Source organism: Thalassobaculum sp. OXR-137, from assembly GCF_034377285.1.
Lineage (GTDB): Bacteria > Pseudomonadota > Alphaproteobacteria > Thalassobaculales > Thalassobaculaceae > Thalassobaculum.
The window spans coordinates 3391443-3411210 of the sequence record NZ_CP139715.1; the positions used below are offsets into that span (position 1 = coordinate 3391443).

Genomic DNA, 19768 nt, shown 5'->3' on the forward strand with positions numbered 1-19768 from the left:
GAGCCGCCGCCGATGACTGGGGTTCGGGAAAAGGCCGGGGGAGCCCGCGATCGGGTCTCCCCCGCAGGGATGGAGGCGGGGAACCGCCTCTGCGCGGTCAGCCCTGATCGTAGTTGGGCGTGTCCGCGTAGCTCTCCAGCTTGCACTCGTCGCCGGCGGAGGAGCGGATCGACTCCGGATCCGACCAGCTCAGGATGTTGAAGTAGTCGGTGTCGTCGCGCGGCTTGGCGTTGCCTTCCGCCAGGTAGATCGTCTGCTGCACCTGGTGGGAGTTCGCATCGATCACCGCATCGAAGTGCTGCATCCGGTCTTTTGCGGTCATCACCCGGCCTTCCAGGGCCTTGATGATCTTCATGTTGTCGGTGGAGCCGACCTCCTCGACCACCCGCAGCAGCTCGCGCATGGCGACATAGCCGTTATAGGTGACGTTGCCGGGCACGCTGATCCGCGTGGTCGGGTACATCTCCTGGTACTGCTTCACGAATTCCGGAACGCCCGGCAGGTCGAGATAGTGGTACCAGGTGGTGCCGAACACGCCGAAGGCGGCGTCTGCGCCGAGACCGAAGATATCCGGCCAGTCCTGCTGGTTGTTGATCCAGGCCGGCTTGCGGTCGAGGCCCATGTCGTGGACCTGCTGGCGCATCACCTTGAAGTCGTCGCCGCCGACGGCAGCGGCCACCACGTCCGGCTTCATCTGCTGGATCTTCAGCAGCACGCTCGACCAGTCGCGGGTGCCGACCGGGATGGCGATCTCGTCCATGACCGTGGCGCCGTATTCGGTGGCCACCTTCTTGGTCGCGGCGTTGGTGTTCTGGCCCCAGACATAGTCGTTGTAGATCAGCAGCCAGTTCTTGCCGAAGCTGTTGATGGCGTTGCGCGCGGCGGCCTTGGAGAAGTTCTCCCCGTTGCCGTCCCACACGAACTTGACCCGGTGGCAGTTCGCGCCGCTCTCGGTCGGCGAGCTGGAATTGGTGTTGAAGTAGACGCAGCCGTATTTCTGCGCCACCTGGCTGATGGCGTTGGCAGCACCCGACTGCACCGCCCCGACAAGGAAATGAACGTTCTCGCGGGTGATCATGCGTTCGGCGACGCGGGTGCCGGTCTGCGGGTTGGTCTCGGTGTCCATCCAGACCGTCTCGACCTTGCGGCCGAGCACGCCCCCCTTCGCGTTGAACTCGGCGACCGCCATTTCCGAGCCGCGCTTCTCGGCCTGGCCGGAATTGGCGAACTGGCCGCTGGCGTCGTGGGTGAGGCCGATGCGGATCGGCTTGTCGGAGGCGGCGGCATAGACCCGGTTGTGGGTCCAGGGGCCGAACAGGGCGGCGCCGCCCGCCGCACCGCCGAGGAGAGAGGTCTTCAGGAAACTGCGTCGATTCACTGCCTTGTTGGACATGGGTGTTTCCTCCTGTTTTGATTTTTTCGCCCGGTCCCGTTGATCGGCCGGTGCGTTGGTCCTCCGCCGGCTCTTACGGCTCGACGGAGACGGTCTCCGGGTCCGCGGGGACCAGGATTTCCATGGCGGTGTAGTCGTCTGAATATTCGATGACCCGGTGGAGGATGCCCGGCTCCTGATACATCGCCGTGCCCGGCTCCATCAGGATCTCGCCCTGGCCCTCGAACTCCACCCGCGCCCAACCCTTGAGCACGTAGACCATCTGGAAATCGACCTTGTGGTAGTGCAGGTCACCCTTGCCCGGGCATGGGCCGTTCGGGCGGTGGATGTGGGCGCGGAACTTGCCGCCGGTCTTCTCCGCCATGCCAAGGTCGCGGTAGTCGAAGAAGCCGCGAAAGCCCGGCACCCAGGCGGCATCGCGCTCGTGCTGCACATGGAAGGCGCCACGGCCGAAGCCCTTCGGCTCGAACTCGTCCCCCTGTTCGGAACCGGCCATTTTCTCGTCTCCCGCATTCGTGAATCGAATTTTCATTCTCGAGATGAAAATGAACGAAAATTCGTTCTTGTGGTCAATACGGAAATTTCGATTCTATGATTCAAAAAGAATATTCGTTCAATTTGTTGCCTGCGCCGCCCCCGCACGGGTATAGCCGGGACAGGCCGGAACGACGGAAAGCGACCCGCATGAGCGTGGATACCTCGGGCAGCCCGCAATCCTTCGACGCCCTGCGGCACGCGTTGCAGGAGCGCTACGACGAGCTCAGCCCGCACCTGCAGCGGCTGGCGCGCTTCGCGCTGGACGATCCCAACGCCTTCGCCCTGGAGACGGTGACGCGGCTCGCCGACGTGGCGGAGGTGCAGCCCTCCACCCTGATCCGCTTCGCCAAGGAGCTCGGCTATTCCGGCTTCTCGGACATGCAGAAGATCTTCAAGCTGCGTCTGATCGAAGGGGCGCCGGCTTATCGAGAGCGGATCTACCGCCATCGCGACTCCCTGGAGCACGCCGCCAAGGACGATCCGGCGGCCATCCTGAACGAGTTCACCGACGCCTCCATCATGTGCCTTGAGAGGCTGCGCGACACGGTGCAGCCGGAGACGCTGGCCAAGGCCCTCGCGATGATGGACGCGGCCGACACCATCTACGTGATCGGTCAGCGCCGAGCCTTTCCGATCGCCTCCTACCTCGCCTACGGATTGATCCGGCTGGAGCGCCGGTGCCAGCTCCTCGATTTCGTCGGCGGCATGGTTCCGCAGCAGATCGCCACCCTGCGGCAGAGCGACCTGCTGATCGCCATCGCCTTCGCCGAATACACACCCGCCGTGGTGGAAGCCGTGCGCGACGTCCATATCCGCGGCATTCCGTCGATCACCCTGACCGACGTGCCGACCAGTCCCCTGGCCCGCCACAGCGACCTTTATTTCTGCGTCGACGACGCGGACATCCACCGGTTCCGTCCCATCGCCGGCTCCATCAGCCTGGTCCAGTCGCTGATCATCGGCCTGTCCTACTTCCAGGACGCCTGCAAGGACGGCGACGGGGCGGACGCCTCCTAGCGCCCATGCCGCGGATCCGGGTCCATAGCCGCAGCATCGCCGGTCTGCGGGAAGCGGATCTGGAAGCCGAGCGGGCGTTGCTGGACGAGGCGGAGCGCGAGCGTGCCGGCCGGTTCGTGTTCGAATCCGGGCGGGTGGAATTTACCGCCGTCCATGCGCTGGTCCGTACACTCCTCGGCAGGGAACTGGGCGCCGACCCGCGGGCCCTCCGCTTCGTGGCACAGGCCTATGGCAAGCCGGCCGTGTGGCTGGACGGCGCGCCGGCGCCGGTCTCCTTCAATCTGTCGCATACCGCCGGCATGGTGGCGGTCGCCGTCGGGCCCGCCGATATGGCGCTCGGCGTGGACGTGGAGAACGGGGAGCGTGCGGTCGATCTTTCCATCGCCGAGAGCTATTTCGCGCCGATCGAAACTGCCTGGCTGATGGCCAAAGCCGAGCCGGACCGGCGGCGGGCGTTCACCACCCTGTGGACGTTGAAAGAGGCGTTCATCAAGGCGACGGGGAAAGGGCTCTCCCAGGAGCTCGACCGGTTCTGGTTCGCCGATCCCAGCCAGATCCCGATCCGCATCGGCTTCCGCGACGAGGACGCGGGGCAGGCGGACGAGTGGCGGTTCGAGCACCGGATCCTGGGGGAGCATCACCATCTTTCGGTCGGCTGGCGCGGACCGGGGGAGGTGGAGTGGATCGACTGAGCTCTCGACCAAGAGGCGCCCGGAGCGGCGGACCGCTCCGGGACAGGACGTGAGCGCTTACTCGGCCGCCGCGGCCGAGGCGCCGGCGCCGGTATAGGCGGCGGCACTGTTGCCGGCGAGGCGGCCGAAGACGGTGCCGGCCATCAGCCCGCTGCCGCCCGGGTAGTTCTCCACGAACAGACCGCCGACCAGCTCGCCCGCCGCGTAGAGGCCGGGGATGGTCTGGTCCTGCATGTCCTGGACCTCGCCCTTGTCGTTGATCTTCAGGCCGCCGAAGGTGAAGGTGATGCCCGTCGTCGTGACGTAGGCCTCGAACGGCCCCTCGTTGATCGGCAGGGCCCAGTTGGTCTTGTTGATCGCCAGACCCTCGGTCGTCACGCCGTCCAGCACCGACGGATTGAACTTGCCCGGCTTGCAGGCGGCGTTGAACTCGTCGACCGTCTTCTTCAGCGCGTCCGGCGCGATCTCGAGCTGTTTCGCCAGATCCTCGATGGTGTCGGCGGTCACCTTGGTGACCTCGCGGATCCGGTACTCGTCGCGCAGCAGCGGGATGGTCTTCTGGTCGAAGATCTGCACCGCCGTGCGATAGGGCTGGCTCATGATGGCGCGGCCGAACTTCACATAGGTGTGGTTGCGCACGTCCTCGCCCTCGTTGACGAAGCGCTCGCCGTTCATGTTGACCATGATGCCCCAGGGGTAGGAGTGCTTCTGGAAGTTGTCGAGCACCGAGTAGTCGCCATAGGGCGGGGCGGAAATGTCCCAGCCGACCGAGTGGCAGCCCGACCAGTTGCCGTAGGGGCGGGCGCCCATGTCGAGCGCCATGCGGATGCCATCGCCCATGTTGTGGCGGGTGCCGCGGACCCGGCAGAGGTCCCATCCCGGGCCGAGATAACGCACGCGCATCTCCGGATTGGACTCGAAACCGCCACAGGCCAGGATCACCGCGTCGGTGGTGATCTCCTCGTAGCCGTTCGGGCCGAACACTTCGATGCCGGTGATCTTGCGGTGTTTGTCGTGGATCAGCTTGGTGGCGCCGGTGCCGTAGCGGATCTCGCAGCCCATGCGCGCGACCTCGGCCAGTTCCATCTCGATCAGGCCGGCGCCGCCGCCGACCGCCTCGATGTTCACGCCGCCGTAGAAGTGATGCTTGCCGTCGACCATGAAGGACTGGCGGCCGAACATCGGGATGAACCGAATGCGGTGCTCGCGCAGCCAGGCCATGGCCGGGCGGGAGCCGTCGATCAGGATCCACGCCATGTCCTCGTCGGACTGGTGCCGGGTGACCTTCATGAGGTTGTCGTAGAAGGTCTGGCGGTCATGCGATGGCAGGACGATCTGCTCGCGCTCGGCCTCCGACAGGTCGACCAGCACGTCGGTGGCCGCATCGTCGATGCCGGTATGGCAGAAGCGGAATCCGCCGGCGGTGAAGTAGGAGTTGCCGCCTTTCTCCTCCTCCCGGGCTTTTTCCAGGATCAGGACGCTGGCGCCATTCTCGCGCGCCGCCATCGCCGCCGACAGCGCCGCATTGCCGGCGCCGACCACGACCACATCATACTCCGCCATACTTTCCTCCCATGGCTGTTGCAGCGAGATTGACAGGCGGGATTTCGACAGTAAATTGAAACATTCTTGACGATTGATAAGATATTCTGAATTACCGATGGATTATCTGCTCAAGGAAATCGCCGTCTTCGTCCGGATCATCGAGCTCGGCAGCTTCCGGGCGGCGGCCGAGGATCTGAACCTGACCCAGTCGGCCTTGACCCAGCGGCTGAAGAAGCTGGAGGAGGCGGTGGGGGTGCGGCTGATCGAACGCACCACCCGCACGGTGGCGCCGACTGTGGTGGGTTCAAGCTTCCTGCCGGTGGCCAAGCGCATGCTGGTGCAGTTCGAGCAGTCCATGGAGGACCTCAACACCCTGATCCGGGCGCGGACCGGCCAGGTGACCATCGCCAGCCTGATCTCGGTGGCGACCTATGTGCTGCCCGGCGCGCTGAAACGGTTCAGCGAGGCGCATCCCAATGTCAGCGTGCGGATCTTCGACGATCCGGAGCAGGAGATCGTCGGACGGGTGCGTCGGGGCGAGGCGGAGTTCGGCATCGACATGGAGACGGCCGAGCGGGATCCGGAAATCGAGGTGACCCCACTGTTGGAGGACCGCTACGTGCTGGTCTTCCACCCGGACTATCCCGGCGTGCCGGACGGGGCCGTGGCTTGGGCTGACCTCGCGGAGCTGCCGCTGGTGACCTATGGCGCGCGCAGCGGCACCAATCGGCTGATGCACGACCGGCTCGCCGGCCTGCCGCGCACCGGCAAGTGGAGATACGAGGTGCAGCACCTGTCGACGCTGCTCGGCCTGGTGCGGGCCGGGCTGGGCGTGGGGATCGTGCCGACGCTCGCCATGGCGGGGCAGGAGGAGGGCGGCCTGCTGCAGCGTCCCCTGGTGGCGCCGGACATGCGGCGCACCATCGTGCTGGTTCAGCGACGGGGTGCGGAACTGTCCCCGGCGGCGGAGATCCTGAAAGCCTATACTGTCGAGGCCTGTAGGCGGTTCGCAGAGGCCGGTTAGGCCTTCATGCGCTCCGATTTCGGGTCGTACATCGGCTTCAGCGAGGCTTCTGCCGGCACCCGTCGTCCGGCGATCTCGATCTCGTAGCGTGAGGCCAGAACCGAGGCGGCGTCCTCCCCTGGGCATGCGACATAGCCGAGGCCGATGGCCGCACCCAGGGTATGGCCGTAATTGCCAGAGGTCAGGTAGCCGGCCAGTTCGCCGTCCCGCAGGATCGGCTCCGCATGGTGCAGCAACGGCTCCGGGTCGGTCAGGCGGAACTGGACCAGCCGGGATCGCAGCCCGTCCTCCTTGCGCTTCAGCACCGCGTCTCGACCGATGAAGGCGGGTTTGGCCGTCTTCACCGCGAAGCCGAGCCCGGCCTCGACCACATGATCCTCCTCGGTGATGTCGTGACCGAAATGGCGGAACGCCTTCTCGATGCGCAGAGAGTCCATGGCGTGCAGGCCGCAGAGCTTCGCGTCGAAGCCGTCAGCCACATCCCGGATGCGCTCGAAGGCATGGGCGGCCTGGTCGGTCGGGGTGTACAGCTCCCAGCCCAGTTCGCCGACATAGGAGACCCGGTGGGCGCGGGCATGGCCGAGGCCCAGTTCGACCGTGTGCGCGGTGCCGAACGGGTGGGCGTCGTTCGACCAGTTATGGGACGGGCAGAGGGTCCGCATCAGGTCGCGCGCCTTCGGTCCCATCACCGCCAGCACCGCCTCGGACGCCGTCACGTCGACGCAGGACACCGCGTAGTCGCCCTGATGTCGGGCCAGCCAGTCCAGCTCGCGGATCAGGGTTGCGGCCGGGGTGACGACCAGATAGCGCCGCTCCGACAGCCGGTTGACCGTCACGTCCGCCTCGATCCCGCCGCGCTCGTTGAGGAACTGTGTGTAGACGATGCGCCCGACCGGCACCGACATGTCGCCGCCGCAGACGTGATTGAGAAAGGCCTCGGCATCGCGGCCGTCGACCACGATCTTGCCGAAGGAGGTCATGTCGTAGAGCCCGACATGCTCGCGGATCGCCTTGTGTTCGGCGGCAGCGTTGTTGAACCAGTTCTGCCGGCCCCAGGAGTAGCGGTATTCCTGCTCCTGACTCGGGGTGGCGAACCAGTTGGCGCGCTCCCACCCGCTGAACTCGCCCATCACCGCGCCGCGCGCCACCAGGGCGTCATGGAACGGCGAGCGGCGTAGGCCGCGGGCCGTCGCCTTCTGCCGGTAGGGGAAGTGGTCGGCATAGAGCAGGCCCAGGGTCTCCTTCGCCCGCTCATAGAGATAGGTCCGGTTGTTGGTGAAGGGCTGCATCCGCCGGATATCGACATCGGAGAGATCGAAGGGCGGGTGGCCGTGTTCCATCCAATGGGCCAGCGCCATGCCGGCGCCGCCGGCCGACTGGATGCCGATGGAATTGAACCCGGCGGCGACGAAATAGCCGCGGATCTCGGGAGCGGCCCCGAGGTGGTACATGTCATCCGGGGTGAAGCTCTCCGGCCCGTTGAAGAAGGTATGGATGCCGGCGCTCTCCAGCAGCGGGACGCGGGCGACCGCCTTTTCCAGGATCGGCTCGAAATGGTCGAAATCCTCGGCGAGCTGGTCGAAGCAGAAGTCTTCCGGGATGCCCGCCATGCCCCAGGGCTTGGCCACCGGCTCAAAGGCGCCGAGCAGCAGCTTGCCCGCATCCTCCTTGAAATAGGAGCATTCGTCCGGCACCCGCAGGGTCGGGAGCTGGCCGAGCTGCGGGATGGTGTCGGTGACGATGTAGAAATGCTCGCAGGCCTGCAGGGGCACGTTGACCCCGCTCATGCGCCCGACCTCGCAGGCCCACATGCCGGCGCAGTTCACGACATGGTCGGTGGCGATCGTGCCGGTCTCGCCCTCGGCATCCTTCCAGGTCACGCCGGAGACCGCCCGGCGGCCTCCGGAGGTGGTCTCGGTGACGGCGGTGACCTTCACATGCTCGAAGATCGCGGCACCGTTCATCCGCGCGCCCTTGGCCAGCGCCAGCGCGATGTTGCCCGGATCGCCCTGGCCGTCCTTCGGCAGATGGACGGCACCGGTCACCCCGTCGAGGTTCAGGTGGGGGTACAGCTCGCCCAGCCGGACAGTGTCGATCTGCTCGACCTCGACGCCGAAGGCATTGGCCATGGAGGCTTGGCGGAAGATCTCCTCGCGGCGCTCTTCGGTCAGCGCGACGGTAATGGAACCGTTGCGCCGGAAGCCGGTGGCGGCCCCGGTCTCCGCCTCCAGCCCGTAATAGAGCTCCTGGGAGTATTTCGAGAGCCGCGTCATGTTCTTCGTGGCGCGGAGCTGGGCGATCAGGCCCGCCGCGTGCCAGGTGGTGCCGCTGGTGAGCTGCTTGCGCTCCAGCAGGACCACGTCCTTCCAGCCGGCCTTGGCCAGGTGATAGGCCACGGAGCACCCGGCGATGCCGCCGCCGATGATGACGGCGCTGGCATGCTGGGGAAGGGTCTTGCTCATCTCGGTGTCTCCCTGCCGCGGCAGTCTGGAATGTCTTGGTTTTAAACGGCCGGAGCCGGATTCAGCAGCATTTCGCGCGCGGCGACCACCTCCGGATCGCCGGCGCGGTGGCAGGCGACGGCGTGGCCACCGCCGGCGTCGGTCAGGGTCGGCGTGACGGTGCGGCAGTGCTCCAGCGCGAAAGCACATCGGCCGGCGAAGCGGCAGCCGTCCGGCGGGGAGATCGGGCTGGGCGGGTCGCCCTTCAGCCGGATGCGCGTGGAGGCGCCGATGCTATGCGGCGACGGCACGGCGGAGATCAGCGCGTGGGTATAGGGATGCATCGGCCGGGAGAAGAGCTGGGACCGAGAGCCGGTCTCCACGATCCGGCCCAGATACATCACCGCGATCCGGTCGCAGAGGTGCTGGACCACGGCAAGGTCGTGGCTGATGAACAGGTAGGAGAGGCCGAGTTCGGCCTTCAGCCGACCCAACAGATTCAGGATCTGCGCCTGGATCGCCACGTCGAGGGCGGAGACCGGCTCGTCGCAGACCAGAAGCTTGGGCGATGTTGCCAAGGCCCGGGCGATGCCGATGCGCTGGCGCTGGCCGCCGGAAAACTGGTGCGGGAACAGGTCCTTCTGCTCCGGCCGAAGCCCGACCGTGGCGAACAGCGCGTCGACTCGGTCGGCGCGTTCGGCGGGGCTGCCGATGCCCATCAGATCCATCGGCCGGCGCACGATGTCCCGGGCCCGTTCGCGCGGGTTGAGGGAGGCGTAGGGGTCCTGGAACACCACCTGGATATCCCGGCGGGCTTCCTTCAGGGCGCGGCCCCCGAGACGGGTGATATCCCGCCCGGCCAGACTCACGCTGCCCTCGGTGATGTCGGTAAGGCGGGCGCAGGCCATGGCGACGGTGGTCTTGCCCGACCCGCTCTCGCCGACCAGCCCGAAGGCGACGCCCAGCGCGATATCGAGATCCACGCCGTCCACCGCGTGCACCGCCTGTCCGCCGGCGAGCGGGAAATGGACCTTCAGATCGCGGGCCTCCAGCACGTTGGCGCTCATCGTCCGCCCTCCGCTTCCAGCCAGCAGGCGGCGGCGCGCTCGGGGGCGACCGGGAACAGCGCGGGTGTTTCGGCGGTGCAGCGGTCGTGCGCCTGGGCGCAGCGCGGGGCGAAGGCGCAGCCGGCCATGCCCAGCTCACGGGCGCTCGGGACCACGCCGGGAATCTCGAACAGCGGCTCCGGCACCTCCGGCGGCGGCAGGACGAGGTGCGGGATGCAGGAGATCAGCCCGCGCGTATAGGGATGGCGGGGGTCGCGGATGAAGCTAGAGACCGGACCTTCCTCGATCTTGCGCCCGGCATACATGACCATGACCCGGTCGGTCATCTGCGCCACCACGCCGATATCGTGGGTGATCAGGATGATGGCCGCGCCGAAGGTCTCCTGCAGCGCCTGGAACAGGTCGAAGATCTGCGCCTGCACGGTCACGTCGAGGGCGGTGGTCGGCTCGTCGGCGATCAGGATCTTCGGCTCGCAGACCAGGGCCATGGCGATCATCACCCGCTGGCGCATGCCGCCGGAAAGCTGGTGCGGATAGTCGTGCGCCCGTTTCTCCGGCGAGGGGATCCCGACCTGGGTCAGCATCTCCACCGCCCGGCCCCAGGCCGCCTTGCGCGACAGGCCGAAATGCACCCGGGCGGTCTCGGCGATCTGCTCGCCGATGGTGAAGACCGGGTTCAGCGAGGTCATCGGTTCCTGGAAGACCATGGAGATCTCGTTGCCGCGGATCTCGTTCAGCCGCCGCTCGCTTGCCTGGGTCAGATCCTCGCCGTTGAGCAGGATTTGACCCTTGGAGACCCGGCCCGGCGGGTTCGGTACCAGGCCGAGCAGGGAGAGGGCGGTGATGCTCTTCCCACAGCCGGACTCGCCGACGATGCCCAGGGTCTCGCCCGCCTCCAGATCGAAGGACAGGTCGCGCACCACCGGCACGTCCTGGCCGTCGATGCGGAAGACGATCTCCAAGTCGCGGACGGAGAGCAGGGGGCTGGTCATGATCAGCGCTGCCTCAGCTTCGGGTTGAAGGCGTCGTTCAGCCCGTCGCCGATCAGGCTGATCGCCAGCACGGTGAGGAAGATGGCGGCTCCCGGAATGGCAACGCCCCAGGAGCTGTCGAGGATGTAGGGCCGGTTGTCGCCGATCATCCGGCCCCAGCTCATGGAGTTCGGATCGCTCAGGCCGAGGAAGGACAGGCCCGCCTCGAACAGGATGGCGGTGCCGGTGCTGAGGGCGGCCACCACGATCAGCGGCGGGGCGGCGTTGGGCAGGATCACCTTCCAGATCAGCCTTGCGTTGCCGGCGCCGATCGAGCGCTCGGCCCGCACGAACTCCATTTCGCGCAGCCGCAGGAACTCCGCCCGGGCGAGGCGGGCGGTCGAGGTCCAGGACACCACGCCGATGGCGATGGAGATGTTCAGCAGGGTCGGGGAGAACAACATCACCACGACCATGGCGAAGAGCAGGTTCGGCAGCACCTGGAAGAACTCGGTGATGCGCATCAGTAGGGTGTCGACCCAGCCGCCGAAGAACCCGGCCATCGCGCCGATGGTGACGCCGATGACGATGGTGATCACGGCGGCGGCGAGACCGACGGAAATCGTCACCCGCCCGCCATTGATCAGCCCGGCCAGCAGATCGCGGCCCAGATAATCGGTGCCGAGCAGGTACTCGGACTCGCCCGGCGGGGTCAGCGGCATCCAGACCATCTCGTCCGGCGCCACGGTGTAGAGGGAGGGGCCGACCGCCGAGACCAGCAGGATAACGATCAGCACCAGCAGGCCGAATACTGCTGCATGGTTCTGGCGGAACATCCGCCAGGCTTGGCGCGAGGGCGAGACCGGCTCGGGGATCGCGGCGACGGCGAGGGGCTGGGCGTCGCTCATCGGGTTTTGATCCTCGGGTCGATACGGCGATACACGAGGTCGGTAGCCAAGTTCATCACGACGACCATCAGCGCTGAGAAGAACAGGATGCCGAGCAGCGTCGGCGTGTCCCGGCGCAGGATGCTGTCGAAGGCCAGCGTGCCGAGGCCGGGCCAGGCGAAGACCGTCTCCACCAGCACCGCGCCCGAGATCACCTGACCGAACTGCAGCCCGGCGAAGGTCACCACCGGCAGGATCGCATTGCGCAGGGCGTGCTTGTAGATCACCAGGCGGCGCGGCAGGCCCTTGGCCCGCGCCGTGCGCACGTAGTCGGAGCCCAGCACCTCCAGCATGCTGGCGCGCGACAGCCGGCTGTAGAAGGCGAGGTAGATCAGCCCCAGGGTCAGCGCCGGCAGCACCAGGTGGCGGGCGACATCCAGGACATAGCCCAGCGTGCTCTCAGAGCCCAGGGCGTCGGACATCCCGGCGATGGGAAAGATTGGGACCGCTACCGACAGCAGCAGGATCAGCATGATCCCGACCCAGAACACCGGTGCGGAAAACCCGGCGAGGGACAGGACGGTGACCAGATGGCTCAGCCAGGACGACCGGCGCTGGGCGGAGAACACGCCGAGCAGGGTGCCGATCACCGTGGCGGAAAACAGGGCGGTGACGACGAGCAGGAGGGTCGGGCCGATCCGGGCGAGGATCAGGTCGAGCACCGGCTGGTCGTAATAGTAGGAATGGCCGAAATCGCCCTGCAGCACGTTGCCGACATAGAGCGCGATCTGGACGTAGAGCGGCCGGTCGAGGCCCATGGACTGGCGCAGCTGCGCGATCAGTTCCGGCGTCGACCCGCCCATCTCGCCCACCAGCGTCTCCACCGGATCGCCCGGTGCGAGGTGGATCATGGCGAAGTTGAGCACCAGCACCGCCAGGAGAAGGGCGGCGGCATTCGCGCTCTTTCTCAGGGTCTGCAGCAGCACGGCCGGTCCTCGTCGGGGTTGCGTGGCATGGAACCGGCCCTCCCGCTCATGGGGGAGGGCCGGCCGGGACAGATGGATCAGTCGTTCAGGTAGACGTCGTACCAGGGCGCCAGGGCACCGAACGGCGTGCTGGGCAGGTTGCCGACCCGGTCGGAATACACCGTCGCGGTGAAATCCTGCGGCATGTAGATGAACACCAGATCCTCCACGGCCTTGCGCTGGATCTTGGCATAGACCGCCTTGCGCGCCTCGATATCGGTCTCCACCGCGGCCGCCGCCAGCATCTCGTCCATCGCCGGGTCGCAATAGCCCTGGGTATTCGCCCAGATCACGTTCCGGATGTTGTCGCAGGCGAAGTGCCGGTGCACGCCGATGGTCGGGTCCGGGTAGTTGAACGAGCCGTTCATGGTCGCCTCGTAGTCGAACGCGGCGATGCGCTTCACCCAGGTGCCGAAGTCGGGAGCCCGGCGCAGCTCGACGCCGATGTTCAGCTTCTTCAGGGTCGCCTGGATGTACTCGGCCATCGGCACATGCGCCTGGATCGCCCAGCTCGGCACGTCCAGGGTGAAGGAGAAGCGGGTGCCGTCGGCGCCGACGGGATATCCCGCCTCGTCCAGCATGGCCCCGGCCTTCTCCATGTCGCGGGCGAAGCCCGGGACGTCCGGCGAGTAGAACGGGTTGCCCGTATGCAGTGGACCCGTGCCCGGCACCGTGCGGCCGCCGAAGATCACCTTGGCCAGGAAGTCGGTGTCGATGGCGAGCGCCAGCGCGTGGCGGACCTTCGGATCGCTGAACGGCTTGTTGCGCAGGTTGAGCTCAAGATAGTGGATATAGCCGATGGCGCCGTAGCCGTCGGTCGTGATGTTCACGCCCCTGGCGGCTTCGAGACGCTTGGCGTCGGTCGGGCGCACGCCGGAGAAGGGGGCGAGGTCGATTTCACCCTTCTCGAGCATCAGGACGCGGGTCAGCGGGTCCTTCACCACCGGGAAGACGATGCGGTCGAGATACGGCCTGTCCTTGACGAAGAAATTTTCGTTCTTCACCAGCACCAGACGTTCAGCCGGGTTGTTTTCCTCGACCTTGAACGGGCCGGAGCCGACCACGTTCTCCATGTTGCGTGGGTGCTGCTTCAGTTCCTGGCCGTCGCCATAGACATGCTTCGGCAGGATCGGCATCAGCAAGGGCTGCAGCGACAGCAGCAGGCCCGGCACCGGCTGGTCCAGCTTGAACACCACCGTGGCCGCGTCCGGGGTTTCGACCGCGGCGACATGGCCGAACATGGCCTTGCCGAAGGGGTGGTTCGCCTTCGTCGTTTCCAGGGAGAACTTCACGTCCTCCGAGGTGATCGGCTGGCCGTCATGGAACGCCGCGCCCTCCACCAGGGTGAAGGTGACCGAGAGCTGGTCGTCGGCGACCGACCAGGATGTCGCCAGGTACGGCTCGATCGTGTAGTCGGCGCCCACCTGGATCAGGCCGGCGAAGATTTGCGAGCCGGGCATGCCCGTGGCCGACCCGGACTGCACCGCCGGGTTGAGGCTGCGGAAGCCCGAGGTGAAGGAGGTCAGCGTCCCCCCGGCCTTCGGCTCGGCATGTGCGGCGGGCGCCAGCGCCAAAACGGCGGCCACCGCCATGGGGGCGAGGCCGGCCAGTCCCTTCATGCCGGCCAGTCCCTTCATGAACGTCAATCCCATGCTATCGCTCCTGTCCCAGTGCCGGTTTCCGGCGGAATTCGTGATTGAATTCGAGGCTTTGGCGCTGCTGCGGTCTGGTCGCAAAGGGCTTTGGACACCCCCGTCCCTTTGACGTCATAGTCGCGGAGAAGCGCGCCTGTTCCGTGAAGCGTTGTAGGTGGCGTGAAAAAATGCAACGCTTTTTTCACAGACATGAAATTACCTGGAACAAAATGCCGGAATTTGAAAACTCTTCTCCTGGGATCGACCCGGAGGGCATCGGCGGGCCGAGCGAGCAGATCGGCAAGCAGATCCGCGACCTTCGCAAGGCGCGCGGGCTGACCCTGACCGACCTGTCCTCGACGGTCGGCTGTTCGGTCGGGCATCTGAGCGAGCTGGAACGGGGCGGGGGCCGGATCCGGCTGGACGTGCTCGACCGGATCTCCCGCGCCCTGGATGTCTCGATCAGCTACTTCTTCTCCGCCCCGGACCCGACGGAGAATCCGGAGAGCGAGATCGTCGTGCGCAAGGCGCAGCGCCGCGAGATCAACCTCCGCCAATCGGGCGTCCGCGAAGAGCTTCTGTCGCCGCACCTGACCGGCCAGTTGGAAATGGTGCTGACGACCTTCTCTCCCGGTGCCGGCACCGGCGAGGGCGGGCGCCAGCGCAAGGGCGACGAGGGCGGGCTGGTCCTGTCCGGCACCCTGGAACTCAAGGTCGACGACCGCGAGACCATCCTGCTCAAGGCCGGCGACAGCTTCCAGCTCACCGGCAACGGCCGCCACTGGTGCCACAACCCCGGCCCGGACGATGCGGTCATCGTCTGGTCGTTCAGCCACGGCAATTTCTGACGAAAGGTCACCGCATCATGGACCTGACGGTCTTCGTCGCCCGCTCTATCCGCACGATGAACGCATCCATGCCGCAGGCGACGGCCGTGGCGGTCGCTGACGGCCGGATCGTGGAGGTCGGTTCGCTGGAGAGCCTGAAGCCCTGGCTCGACGCCCATCCGCACCGGACCGACCGGACCTTCGAGAACCATGTGTTGATGCCGGGTTTCATCGACCCGCACCTGCACCCGACCCTGGGCGCGATCCTGATGCCCTGCCATTTCATCACCGCTATGGAGTGGGTGCTGCCGGACCGGACCTGCCCCGCCGTCACCAGCCATGCGGCCTATCTGGCTCGGCTCGAGGAGATCGAGGCCGGCATGGCCGATGCCGACGAGGTGCTGATCACCTGGGGCTTCCACCGGATCTGGCACGGCAATGTCGACCGCGAGGCGCTGAACCGGGTCTCCGGCACGCGGCCGATCTTCGTGTGGCAGCGCTCGTTCCACGAGATCATCGCCAATGACGCGGCGATCGACTGGATGGGCATCGACCGGGCCGATCTGGAGCGTCATCCGCAGATCGACCTGGCCTCCGGCCGGTTCTACGAGACCGGGCTCGCCGTCGCCATGAAGGCGGTGAACCGCATCGTGCTGGAGCCGACCCGCTTCGCTCAAGGGCTGGAGCTGGTGAAGCGCACGGTCCATCTCGGCGGCCACACCACCATCGGCGAGCTGGCCTATCCGCTGGCCGACGACGCGCGGGAATGGGACGTGCTGGTGAACAGCCTGGAGCGCGACGATGTGCCGTTCCGCATGAAGCTGATCCCGCGGGCGGCCCTGCGCGGCACCTGGGGCGGCGATGTGAGCCAGGACCTGGCGCGGGTGGAGGCCTATGCGACGCGCGGTACCCACCGGCTGTTCTTCGGCAATGCGGTGAAGCTGTTCGCCGATGGCGGCTTCTTCGCCGAGCTGATGCAGATGCGCGATCCCGGCTTCATCGACGGCCACCACGGCGAATGGCTCACCGAGCCGGCCAATTTCGAGGCGCTGGCCCGGGCGTTCTGGCTGCAGGGCAAGCAGCTCCACGTCCACTGCACCGGCGACATGGGCGTGGAACTGGCCCTGGACGTGCTGGAGAAGCTGCAGGCGGAGAAGCCGCGCTTCAACCACCGCTTCACCATCGAGCATTTCGGCGTCTCCAACCCGGAGCAGGTCCGCCGCATGACGGATCTCGGCGCCATCGTCTCGGCCAATGTCTATTACGTGCACGAGCTGGGCGAGGCGTATTGGATCAACTCCATCGGCTATGAGCGGGCCTCGCAGATGGCGCGGCTCGGCACGCTGGAGCGGGAAGGGGTGACCTTCGCGGTGCATTCCGACTTCACCATGGCCCCGGCGATGCCGCTGAACTCGGCCTGGGTGGCGGTGAACCGGATCGCGGAATCCGGGGCCGTGCTCTGCGCCGAGGAACGGACCTCGGTCGAGGCCGCCATGCGGGCGATCACCATCGACGCCGCCTATGTGCTGGGGCTGGAGGACAGCATCGGGTCCATCCGCGCCGGCAAGAAGGCCGACTTCACCGTGCTGGAGGCCGATCCCTTCGAGGTGGCGCCGGAATCGCTCAAGGACATCCCGATCTGGGGCACCGTGTTCGAGGGCACCCCGTTCCCGATTACGCCATGACGCGGCGGATCCCGGTCACGGTCCTGTCCGGCTATCTGGGGGCGGGGAAGACGACCCTCATCAACCACGTGCTGGCGGAGCCCCATGGCCGGCGGGTGGCGGTGCTGGTCAACGATTTCGGTCCGATCAACATCGATGCCCGGCTGATCGGCTCGCGGGACGCGACGACCATCGAGCTGACCAACGGCTGCGTGTGCTGCACCATCGGCGACGACATGGGCGAGGCGCTGACCGCGGTTTCGGAGTGGCTGGAGCCGCCGGACCATGTGCTGGTGGAGGCGAGCGGGGTGGCCGAACCGGCCCGCATCGCCCGCGCTGCCGGCTACTGGCCGGGGTTCGAGCTGGACGCGGTGATCGTCGCCGCAGATGCGGAGACGGTTCAGGACCGCGCCGGGGACAAGTTCGTGGGGACCTTGGTGCGCAGCCAGCTCCGCAGTGCGGATATCGTGGCGCTGACCAAGACGGATCTGGTGGCGCCGGAGTCAGTGGACGAGGTCCGACGCTGGATCGCCTGCCAGGCGCCGCAGGCGAGCCGGGTCGAGGCGGTCCACGGGTGCGTGCCGGCCGGCATCGTGTTCGGCCGCAAGGGCGACGGGCTGCGGCTGGAGGCGGGGGAGGAGGCGCATCCCCACGCCCATCACGCCACGGCCTGCTGGCGGCCGGCGGGATCGGTCGATGTCGCGCTGCTGTCGCACCTGCTTGCCGACTTGCCGGATACGGTGCATCGGGCCAAGGGGCTGGTGGTGGATCGGGAGAGCGGGGAGGGCAGGCTGGTGCAGGCGGTCGGGCGGCGCTGCGAAATCACGCCTCACGAGGGTCCGGTCGATCCGACGCTGGTACTGATCTCGACGGGCGGCCGGGAGGAACTCGACGCGGTCTGTGCCCGATTGGACAGGGCGTGCGCTTGAATAGTCCCCCCGATCGTCATCCCGGACAGGCCCGGACTTGATCCGGGACCGGGCCGGGACCCAGTCGCGCATATGGCCACGGTCCCGGGCAGCCTCCGGGTCGGGCCCGGACGCTCCCGGGATGACGAGGTTTGTTTTGGGAGGTCACTTCGGCCATTTCCCCGCGATGCCGAGATCGCGCTCGCGTTCCTGCATCTCGTGCCAGACCTCCGCCGGCGTGATGCCCATCCAGACCCACAGCACCGTCAGATTGTAGAGCAGGTCGGCGGACTCCCGGATCACCCCGTCGCGGTCGGCGACGGCGGCGTCGAGCGCCACCTCCGCGGCTTCCTCGACCACCTTCTTGGCGATCTTCGGGTTGCCGTCGCGCAGGAGCTGGGCGGTCCGGTTTCCCACCTTGGTATCCGCGCGGGAGGTCTGGACCATCTCGAAGAGCTGGTCGATCGGATGGGTCATGGGGTCTCCGCCGGTTTAGGCATCGATCAGGCGGCTTTCGGCGATCTGGCCGGTCGATTCCAGGATCGGATAGGCCACCGAGGTGATGTGGCTGTTGATCCGCTTCAAGTCCCGCAGCACGTCCAGGTGCAGCGACGAGCTGCCCAGGGAGTCTGGGCGACCGTCGCGGATGCGGGCGTAGTGGGCTTCGGCGAATTTCTGCTCCAGCTCGCGGATATGGACCTTCTGCTCCATCAGCCGGCGGGCCAGCAGGGCATCGCCGGTCATGAACACGCTGAGCGCCAGCTTCAGATTGGCGACGACCTCGCCATGCATGGCCTGCAGCTCGGACATTCCGGCCTCGGAGAAGCGGGTGCCGTCCTTGATCTTCTTGGCGGCCAGCTCCAGCAGGTTCTTGTCGATGATATCGCCGATATGTTCCAGGTTCGTGGTGAAGGTCAGGATCTCGACCACGCGCCGGCTCTCCTTGGGGTCCAGCTCCTGGCGCGACAGCCGGGTTAGGTAGAGCTTGACCGCCTCGTGCAGCACGTCGACCACGTCGTCGTCGCGCTCGATCTCCTTGATCAGGTCGGTGCGGCCGTTCTTGAACACCTCCATGGTGCGCTCGAGCATCGACTCCACCGTGTCGCCGATCCGCAGGGTCTCGCGGGCGGCGCTGGACAGGGCGACCCCGGGGGAATCGAGGTCGGACTCCTCCAGATGCTTCGGCGCCTTGGCGTCCTCCACCGTCGGTCGGTCGGGCAGCATCCGCGTCACCAGCGAGGCGACGATGCCGACAAACGGCAGGAACAGCAGCGCCACCGCCAGGTTGAAGCCGGTATGGAAGTTGGCGATCATCCGGGCCGGATCGTCGGACACGTCGCGCAGATAGGGGATGATCCACGGGACCATCCAGAACACCAGCGCGACGCCGGCGGTCCGCATCATCAGGTTGCCCAGCGGAATGCGCCGGGCCGAGGGGTCGGCGCGCCAGTTCATCGCCACCGGCGTGATGGAGCTTCCGATATTGGCGCCCAGCACCAGCGCCATGGCGAGCTGCACCTCCACCACATGCAGCGACACGAGGGTCATGACCAGGACGATCACGGTCAGGCTGGAATGGGCGAGCCAGGCCAGCGCCGCGCCGAGCAGGATGGCCAGAACCGGCTCGTTCACCATCGGCGCCAGCAGGACCGACAGGGTCGGCCCCTCGCGCAGCGGCACCGAGGCCAGCATCACCATCTTGATCGCCAGCAGCATCAGGCCGAGGCCGATCAGCACCCGGGCCATCGCCCGGCGGCGAGAATCGTCTGACGACAGGAAGACCGTCACGCCGACGAACAGGAAGAGGGGCGAGATCCAGGAGACGTCGAAGGCGAGCACCTGGACCACGACCGTGCTGCCCACATCGGCGCCCAGCATGATCGCCAGGCCGGCCGGCACCGCGATCATCTTGCGGCCGCCGAAGGAGCCGACGATCAGGGCGGTGGCCGTACTGCTCTGCAGGAAACCGGTGACCGCGAACCCGGTGAAGAACGAGGTCAGCCGGTTCCGGGTCGCCGCCGCGATGCCGCGCCGGATCGCCGAGCCGAAGGCCCGGGTGATTCCGGTCCGCACCATGCGCACGCCCCACAGGAGCAGGGCGACGCCGCCGGCGATTTCAATGAGCAGATGCATTCG

At 66.9% G+C, this 19768-nt stretch carries 17 protein-coding genes; 6 read left to right on the forward strand and 11 right to left on the reverse strand.

Annotated elements, in window-relative coordinates; genetic code table 11:
- Nucleotides 1-97 precede the first annotated feature (97 nt).
- Together T8K17_RS15750 and T8K17_RS15755 are read right to left on the reverse strand one after the other, a co-directional pair.
- The gene (locus tag T8K17_RS15750) at nucleotides 98-1393 is read right to left on the reverse strand and encodes an ABC transporter substrate-binding protein (RefSeq protein ID WP_322330690.1); all 1296 of its coding nucleotides are present in this window, start codon (nucleotides 1391-1393) and stop codon (nucleotides 98-100) included.
- 73 nt (nucleotides 1394-1466) lie between these two features.
- The gene (locus tag T8K17_RS15755; RefSeq protein WP_322330691.1) at nucleotides 1467-1889 is read right to left on the reverse strand and encodes a cupin domain-containing protein; all 423 of its coding nucleotides are present in this window, start codon (nucleotides 1887-1889) and stop codon (nucleotides 1467-1469) included.
- A gap of 188 nt (nucleotides 1890-2077) precedes the next feature.
- Between T8K17_RS15755 and T8K17_RS15760 the strand changes: the two genes are divergently transcribed.
- On the forward strand, nucleotides 2078-2947 hold the full coding sequence (locus tag T8K17_RS15760) for a MurR/RpiR family transcriptional regulator (protein ID WP_322330692.1): 870 nt from the start codon (nucleotides 2078-2080) through the stop codon (nucleotides 2945-2947).
- A 5-nt stretch (nucleotides 2948-2952) separates the two neighbouring features.
- Nucleotides 2953-3639 (forward strand): 4'-phosphopantetheinyl transferase family protein, encoded by a 687-nt coding sequence (locus T8K17_RS15765; protein WP_322330693.1) that lies wholly within the window; start codon nucleotides 2953-2955, stop codon nucleotides 3637-3639.
- A 57-nt stretch (nucleotides 3640-3696) separates the two neighbouring features.
- Here T8K17_RS15765 and tcuA read toward each other — a convergent pair whose 3' ends face one another.
- Nucleotides 3697-5202: an FAD-dependent tricarballylate dehydrogenase TcuA gene (tcuA, locus tag T8K17_RS15770; RefSeq protein ID WP_322330694.1), complete on the reverse strand. Its 1506-nt coding sequence runs from the start codon at nucleotides 5200-5202 to the stop codon at nucleotides 3697-3699.
- A 97-nt stretch (nucleotides 5203-5299) separates the two neighbouring features.
- On the opposite strand from tcuA, the gene T8K17_RS15775 reads away from it, so the two are divergent.
- Nucleotides 5300-6208, forward strand: a complete 909-nt coding sequence (locus tag T8K17_RS15775; protein WP_322330695.1) for a LysR family transcriptional regulator — start codon at nucleotides 5300-5302, stop codon at nucleotides 6206-6208.
- On the opposite strand, the gene T8K17_RS15780 is transcribed toward T8K17_RS15775, so the two are convergent.
- The 6 genes from T8K17_RS15780 to T8K17_RS15805 all read right to left on the reverse strand — a co-directional run bounded on the left by T8K17_RS15780 (nucleotide 6205) and on the right by T8K17_RS15805 (nucleotide 14251).
- Nucleotides 6205-8670: an FAD-dependent oxidoreductase gene (locus tag T8K17_RS15780; protein WP_322330696.1), complete on the reverse strand. Its 2466-nt coding sequence runs from the start codon at nucleotides 8668-8670 to the stop codon at nucleotides 6205-6207. The two genes, T8K17_RS15775 and T8K17_RS15780, sit on opposite strands and share 4 nt — an antisense overlap.
- Nucleotides 8671-8711: 41 nt before the next feature.
- Nucleotides 8712-9716 carry an oligopeptide/dipeptide ABC transporter ATP-binding protein gene (locus tag T8K17_RS15785; protein ID WP_322330697.1) on the reverse strand — a complete coding sequence of 335 codons (1005 nt, stop codon included), beginning with the start codon at nucleotides 9714-9716 and terminating at the stop codon, nucleotides 8712-8714.
- Complete coding sequence (locus tag T8K17_RS15790; RefSeq protein WP_322330698.1) at nucleotides 9713-10708, reverse strand: ABC transporter ATP-binding protein; 996 nt, start codon at nucleotides 10706-10708, stop codon at nucleotides 9713-9715. The genes T8K17_RS15785 and T8K17_RS15790 overlap by 4 nt, the downstream gene beginning before the upstream one ends.
- Nucleotides 10709-10710: 2 nt before the next feature.
- Nucleotides 10711-11595, reverse strand: a complete 885-nt coding sequence (locus T8K17_RS15795) for an ABC transporter permease (protein WP_322330699.1) — start codon at nucleotides 11593-11595, stop codon at nucleotides 10711-10713.
- Nucleotides 11592-12560 carry an ABC transporter permease gene (locus T8K17_RS15800; RefSeq protein WP_322330700.1) on the reverse strand — a complete coding sequence of 323 codons (969 nt, stop codon included), beginning with the start codon at nucleotides 12558-12560 and terminating at the stop codon, nucleotides 11592-11594. The genes T8K17_RS15795 and T8K17_RS15800 overlap by 4 nt, the downstream gene beginning before the upstream one ends.
- A 77-nt stretch (nucleotides 12561-12637) precedes the next feature.
- Nucleotides 12638-14251, reverse strand: coding sequence for an ABC transporter substrate-binding protein (locus tag T8K17_RS15805; protein ID WP_322330701.1), 1614 nt, complete (start codon nucleotides 14249-14251; stop codon nucleotides 12638-12640).
- A 212-nt stretch (nucleotides 14252-14463) separates the two neighbouring features.
- Here T8K17_RS15805 and T8K17_RS15810 point away from each other — a divergent pair, with 212 nt between their 5' ends.
- From T8K17_RS15810 to T8K17_RS15820, 3 genes are read left to right on the forward strand one after another with little or no spacing between them, the layout of a single operon-like run.
- A complete protein-coding gene (locus tag T8K17_RS15810; RefSeq protein WP_322330702.1) occupies nucleotides 14464-15081 on the forward strand; it encodes an XRE family transcriptional regulator in 618 nt (205 codons plus the stop codon).
- A gap of 17 nt (nucleotides 15082-15098) precedes the next feature.
- Nucleotides 15099-16745: an amidohydrolase gene (locus tag T8K17_RS15815; protein WP_322330703.1), complete on the forward strand. Its 1647-nt coding sequence runs from the start codon at nucleotides 15099-15101 to the stop codon at nucleotides 16743-16745.
- On the forward strand, nucleotides 16742-17653 hold the full coding sequence (locus T8K17_RS15820; protein ID WP_322330704.1) for a CobW family GTP-binding protein: 912 nt from the start codon (nucleotides 16742-16744) through the stop codon (nucleotides 17651-17653). The genes T8K17_RS15815 and T8K17_RS15820 overlap by 4 nt, the downstream gene beginning before the upstream one ends.
- A gap of 144 nt (nucleotides 17654-17797) precedes the next feature.
- Here T8K17_RS15820 and hisE read toward each other — a convergent pair whose 3' ends face one another.
- Complete coding sequence (hisE, locus tag T8K17_RS15825) at nucleotides 17798-18109, reverse strand: phosphoribosyl-ATP diphosphatase (protein WP_322330705.1); 312 nt, start codon at nucleotides 18107-18109, stop codon at nucleotides 17798-17800.
- Nucleotides 18110-18124: 15 nt separating this feature from the next.
- Nucleotides 18125-19765 (reverse strand): Na/Pi cotransporter family protein, encoded by a 1641-nt coding sequence (locus T8K17_RS15830; protein WP_322330706.1) that lies wholly within the window; start codon nucleotides 19763-19765, stop codon nucleotides 18125-18127.
- Nucleotides 19766-19768 lie beyond the last annotated feature (3 nt).

What these genes read in the sequence shown, in the direction of transcription:
- T8K17_RS15765 (WP_322330693.1), top strand. Translation starts at nt 2,953, where the DNA reads ATGCCGCGGATCCGGGTCCATAGCCGCAGCATCGCCGGTCTGCGGGAA.
- T8K17_RS15750 (WP_322330690.1), bottom strand. Translation starts at nt 1,393, where the DNA reads ATGTCCAACAAGGCAGTGAATCGACGCAGTTTCCTGAAGACCTCTCTC.
- T8K17_RS15810 (WP_322330702.1), top strand. Translation starts at nt 14,464, where the DNA reads ATGCCGGAATTTGAAAACTCTTCTCCTGGGATCGACCCGGAGGGCATC.
- T8K17_RS15775 (WP_322330695.1), top strand. Translation starts at nt 5,300, where the DNA reads ATGGATTATCTGCTCAAGGAAATCGCCGTCTTCGTCCGGATCATCGAG.
- T8K17_RS15760 (WP_322330692.1), top strand. Translation starts at nt 2,078, where the DNA reads ATGAGCGTGGATACCTCGGGCAGCCCGCAATCCTTCGACGCCCTGCGG.
- T8K17_RS15790 (WP_322330698.1), bottom strand. Translation starts at nt 10,708, where the DNA reads ATGACCAGCCCCCTGCTCTCCGTCCGCGACTTGGAGATCGTCTTCCGC.
- tcuA (WP_322330694.1), bottom strand. Translation starts at nt 5,202, where the DNA reads ATGGCGGAGTATGATGTGGTCGTGGTCGGCGCCGGCAATGCGGCGCTG.
- T8K17_RS15795 (WP_322330699.1), bottom strand. Translation starts at nt 11,595, where the DNA reads ATGAGCGACGCCCAGCCCCTCGCCGTCGCCGCGATCCCCGAGCCGGTC.
- T8K17_RS15785 (WP_322330697.1), bottom strand. Translation starts at nt 9,716, where the DNA reads ATGAGCGCCAACGTGCTGGAGGCCCGCGATCTGAAGGTCCATTTCCCG.
- T8K17_RS15805 (WP_322330701.1), bottom strand. Translation starts at nt 14,251, where the DNA reads ATGGGATTGACGTTCATGAAGGGACTGGCCGGCATGAAGGGACTGGCC.
- hisE (WP_322330705.1), bottom strand. Translation starts at nt 18,109, where the DNA reads ATGACCCATCCGATCGACCAGCTCTTCGAGATGGTCCAGACCTCCCGC.
- T8K17_RS15830 (WP_322330706.1), bottom strand. Translation starts at nt 19,765, where the DNA reads ATGCATCTGCTCATTGAAATCGCCGGCGGCGTCGCCCTGCTCCTGTGG.
- T8K17_RS15780 (WP_322330696.1), bottom strand. Translation starts at nt 8,670, where the DNA reads ATGAGCAAGACCCTTCCCCAGCATGCCAGCGCCGTCATCATCGGCGGC.
- T8K17_RS15820 (WP_322330704.1), top strand. Translation starts at nt 16,742, where the DNA reads ATGACGCGGCGGATCCCGGTCACGGTCCTGTCCGGCTATCTGGGGGCG.
- T8K17_RS15755 (WP_322330691.1), bottom strand. Translation starts at nt 1,889, where the DNA reads ATGGCCGGTTCCGAACAGGGGGACGAGTTCGAGCCGAAGGGCTTCGGC.
- T8K17_RS15815 (WP_322330703.1), top strand. Translation starts at nt 15,099, where the DNA reads ATGGACCTGACGGTCTTCGTCGCCCGCTCTATCCGCACGATGAACGCA.